Annotated in this window: 5 protein-coding genes; all 5 read left to right on the plus strand. The window is 46.2% G+C overall.

What is annotated here, in order from left to right:
- The coding region (locus tag OEL57_RS14595; RefSeq protein WP_300741441.1) for a hypothetical protein at positions 1-795 on the plus strand (795 nt) is incomplete at its 5' end.
- Positions 796-838: 43 nt separating this feature from the next.
- Positions 839-1,657 carry a hypothetical protein gene (locus OEL57_RS14600; RefSeq protein ID WP_300741442.1) on the plus strand — a complete coding sequence of 273 codons (819 nt, stop codon included), beginning with the start codon at positions 839-841 and terminating at the stop codon, positions 1,655-1,657.
- Between the two features lie 124 nt (positions 1,658-1,781).
- Positions 1,782-2,045 carry a helix-turn-helix transcriptional regulator gene (locus tag OEL57_RS17110; RefSeq protein WP_414718533.1) on the plus strand — a complete coding sequence of 88 codons (264 nt, stop codon included), beginning with the start codon at positions 1,782-1,784 and terminating at the stop codon, positions 2,043-2,045.
- The gene (locus OEL57_RS14605; protein ID WP_300741443.1) at positions 2,032-2,499 is read left to right on the plus strand and encodes a hypothetical protein; all 468 of its coding nucleotides are present in this window, start codon (positions 2,032-2,034) and stop codon (positions 2,497-2,499) included. The genes OEL57_RS17110 and OEL57_RS14605 overlap by 14 nt, the downstream gene beginning before the upstream one ends.
- Positions 2,500-2,979: 480 nt before the next feature.
- The coding region (locus OEL57_RS14610) for an SNF2-related protein (protein ID WP_300741444.1) at positions 2,980-4,394 on the plus strand (1,415 nt) is incomplete at its 3' end.

Raw genomic sequence — 4,394 nt, forward strand, 5'->3', positions numbered from 1 at the left:
AAATATCCCGACAACGAGGAAGACGAAGACTGCTCCGATGAAGGTGCGATAAATTATCGACGGCTGCTGAAACATCTGAAAAAGATTGCTCCACATATTGACTGGCGGCTTGAGGATAAAGGCTATGACTGTGATGACGGTGGCGGCTGTTGTTGGAACGCCATAGTGGTTCCAAGTGATCAGTTGCATGAAGCTGAAATGATCATCGAACGGATTGAACACTCTGATGGCATCATGCGGTTTTCTGGTCCGAAAGATTTTGTCAGCCCCATCTACGATGAACATGGGGAGTTGCTATCAGAAATCACCGAATTTGTCGCATCAATTAGAATATTAAGACAATACGTCTTATCGGGCTTTTTGCAGCAGCAAGCTGAAACCAGTCGAAAAGGTGAGGAGCAACTCCTGCATCTGATCCGCTTGCTTGCTGAACTCTACGCAAGAGGCGTACGGCTGGCTCTTCTTGAGAATGATGCCGAGCTTGGCGAATATCCAATCTGCGAATTACCTACAGATTTTGAAGGTATTATGATGGAACGCTATGGGCATTATCTCAAGAATCAAAAGAATAATCCCTTTGAGGACATTACTATTGCCTGTGAAGACCTTGAGTCCGTACAAGAGCTATATGATGATGGTAACCCATTTGATGTTGCCATGGCGGTAGCTGACTGGCAGTTCGGCTTCCGTTCAGGTGCTGGTTGGGCATCAAGTGTTTTGGATGCATTAAAGGCATTGCATGAGCTATGTTCTGCAATCAGGTATGAAGAGGCTGAAAGTCACCTAATTTGTTAGCTTTTCTTCAAATACAGAGAAAGTGCGCTACAGGAGGCGTAAAGTGAGATTACTCATCATTGACGGCAAGGAAATTGTTCCTGTCCGCTGGATACCATTTATTACACAAGGCACTTTCGGCAGAGTAATGCTTCCCCAAATCTTAACACATCGATGGAACGCAGGAGGATTCCCCAAAGATCCAGATTACGACAATTACCCAGAGACTGACGAGGACGGTGAAGAAATCAAATCTGACGACCTAAAGTCAGACGAACAGGAACAGGATTTCTATGCGTACCGGGTGAATGATGAAGGAATCCCTGTGCGTATGCTAACAACGGAATGGGATATTATACTCTGGGAAATAGAACCCCATAGGCAGCTTGCTAGCCACGAAGAAAAGAAAACAGGAGTACGAGGCATAAAACAGAGTGAATGGCACACTGAAGCGTTAAAAATACTCCCTGCAGATGCTTTCATGTGGCGGGAAGACTTCGAACGGATGTGGCAAGCGTATTTAGACACATATAGCCGCCACCAATATGAACTTCGAGATGGAAGGCTATTCAATTACGATGCACATATTGATGATAAATATAAAGCCATTGTCTGGGAAGGCTTTCAATCCCTGCTCCCCGTCATAAAGAAACCAGAAACTGATACAAAAGAAAGTACCCGTACCATTGAAACACTTCAAAAGATGCTGGTAGCAATGGCGATAGATGGATACAGCTATGATCCGAAGGCTAAGCAAAATGGTGATGCACTAAAAGATATAAGAAAAGGATTTGACGAGGTAGGGCTGAACGTCTGTGACAACACGATAAGGAGTCACCTAAAAGCTGGATCTGAACTCATCAAACGAATAAAAAACCAATAATATTAAAATGCAAAACTCAATTGAGTTTTCTAAAACACAATTGAGCCACAAATAAAAGTCTTCATGCGATAAGCGAAGAAACGGCGTGCACACCGCTTACTTCTCAAATTATATGGAGACTTTTATGACAAAACGATATTTAAAATTTCCGGCACTATCTTTAAAGCTCGGCGGAAGATCCAGAGCCTCAATTCATCGCGATATGCGCGATCGTGGGTTCCCCAAACCTATTAATATTGGGCCAAATTCAGTGGTATGGAATGAGGACTCTGTTGATATCTGGCTAGAGGAACTGGCAAAAAAGCAGTATGAGCCTGTATCTGTCGCACCTGGAGCTAAGCGTGGCAGGCCCCGCAGAACAAAGGGGGTACACAATGCCTCCGTATAAACCAGCAAAGCACGCAACTATGCTGCCCAATGGTCGTAGTGCCACAGGGGCAACGAAGGCAGAGAACTGGTTCTCTAAAATCAAAATATATGACCACGTTCTGATACCAGCATGGCGGCACTTGACTAAAAATGCCACCGACATTTTGATCATCTGCATCGCAAAACAGGGCCGAGCAGCGGCATATCAGGAGAAATTCGGGGGCAGGCCAGTGTTCCAGTTCACGGTCAGCGAGGGAACCAAGCTGCTATCTATCAGCAGGACAACCTTCTGCCGCGCAATCAAGGAACTACATGATGTCGGCTTTATTGAGCTTGTCTGCCCTGGAGGTATTTTAAACGGGCGAGGATGCGCAGCTGATTACAGTATTAGCAAAGCTTGGCGCACTTGGCAGCCACCGCCGCCTGACACAAGCAACATCACTAAAGCCCGTGCAGCACGCAAAAGGAAATAAAATTAGATTCCCAGTATTGGCCCCTTGTTATCAGTCGGACTTGGGGCCAATACTATCAGCTCACAAGAATGTCTGTATCGTGCTTGCACCCAAGACCGAAAACACAAAATTGCTGGTAAAGGAACCTTGACTCTTTCTATATATTCTAGCCATAGCCGCATAAAAAACGGGGGCTGCCAGTTGAGGCAAACACGAAAGGCAATCAGTTTCAGACGTCACTCTAATGATTAGCTTTCGATAGCACCTCTGCAACGCTTGTTACGTTTTGTTAACCACAAAAAGGAGAAAAAAGGAGAACTGTGAAGGTCATTGTCAGTCTCAACGTAAAACCCTAATTTTTACTAACTACATTTAAACAAATTGCAGACAAATGAAGACATTACGCGTTACTGCAATCCTATAAAACTTTTCAAGGTGCTTTGCCAGCTGGCAATCCCTGTGGTAAGACAATCGTATACAAATCTGAAGCGAGTATCTGCTATGAAACTCATAAAAAACACTGGCAATGACCGTGTCGTAGACGAACTACGAAAAAGTCTACACGCTCAATCAACTCTGGACATTGCCACGCCCTCATTCTCACTATTTGCCTTTGCTGAACTCCGCAGCTTAATGGAAAAGCTCAATCAGTGCCGTTTAGTCATTCCATCTGGAGATGGCACAGACCTTGGGCTTATTGGAACCCACGCAGACCGTCCTTCACGTAATCAGCTTCAGGTGCGCTGGCTGGCAAGAATTTGCAGTGAATGGATTCAAAAAAATGCAGAAGTTCGTGGTGTTCCAACATTCCTCCCGCAGTCTGCTATCATCGCACACCATCCAGACCCCAGCCAGCAGGCGATTATCACCGGCAATTGTCCATTTACCACGGATGGACTTGGTTTAACCCCTGGGAATCAATTCAGCCTGATCCAGTGTGCAGAAGGCCCCGAAGAGTCGGCCATGCTTGGGTCATGGTTTACTTCTCTCTGGAACAGCCTGCCTTCATCACCGGATGTAAAAGATGCCTTGGTTACATCTCTGCAAGAGTTGGCTTCTCATCGAGACCCTTTCACTATCTATACCCTGATCCTGCATCACCTGTTCAAAGACCAGGGGGAAGAGCTTGATGAAGACCGTATTGTCAAATCAGCCACCGGTATCCGAAACACCATTGTCTGGAAAAAGCTGTTCAAGTTTCAGCGTGATGGCGTGGTCGGAGCCATCGACAAGCTGAACCGTTTTGGTGGTTGTATCATTGCCGATAGTGTTGGTTTGGGTAAGACCTTTGAAGCCCTGGCCATCATCAAATATCATGAACTACGCAATGACCGGGTGCTGGTGCTCTGCCCCAAGCGTCTGCGTGACAACTGGACCATCTACAAGGCCAATGACCGGCGCAATATCCTGGCTGCTGACCGTTTTAATTACGATGTGCTCAATCATACTGACCTGTCCCGTGATAACGGTTCATCCGGCGATATTGATCTGACCCATGTCAACTGGGGCAACTATGATCTGGTGGTCATTGATGAATCACACAACTTCCGCAATAAGGCCACCCACAAGGGCAAAGAATCTCGCTATGATCGTTTGATGCGTCGTATCATCAAGGAAGGGGTAAAGACCCGTATCCTGATGCTTTCAGCCACTCCGGTCAACAACCGCCTGGCTGATTTGCGTAACCAAATCGCCTTTGCAACCGAAGGTGATGATACCGCCCTGCTTGACCACGGAATAACCAGTATTGATAACACCACCCGCCTGGCTCAGAAACAGTTCAACCGCTGGCTTGATCTGGAAGAATCAGAAAAGACTCCCACACGGTTGATTGAGATGCTGGGGTTTGATTACTTTACCCTACTGGATCAACTCACCATTGCACGGTCGCGTAAACATATTGAGAAGTATTACGC

The organism is Trichlorobacter sp., from assembly GCF_030247655.1.
Lineage (GTDB): Bacteria > Desulfobacterota > Desulfuromonadia > Geobacterales > Pseudopelobacteraceae > Trichlorobacter.

Bases quoted from the DNA above. Each gene is read 5' to 3' on its own strand.
- OEL57_RS17110 (WP_414718533.1), top strand. From the start codon at position 1,782: ATGACAAAACGATATTTAAAATTTCCGGCACTATCTTTAAAGCTCGGC.
- OEL57_RS14605 (WP_300741443.1), top strand. From the start codon at position 2,032: ATGCCTCCGTATAAACCAGCAAAGCACGCAACTATGCTGCCCAATGGT.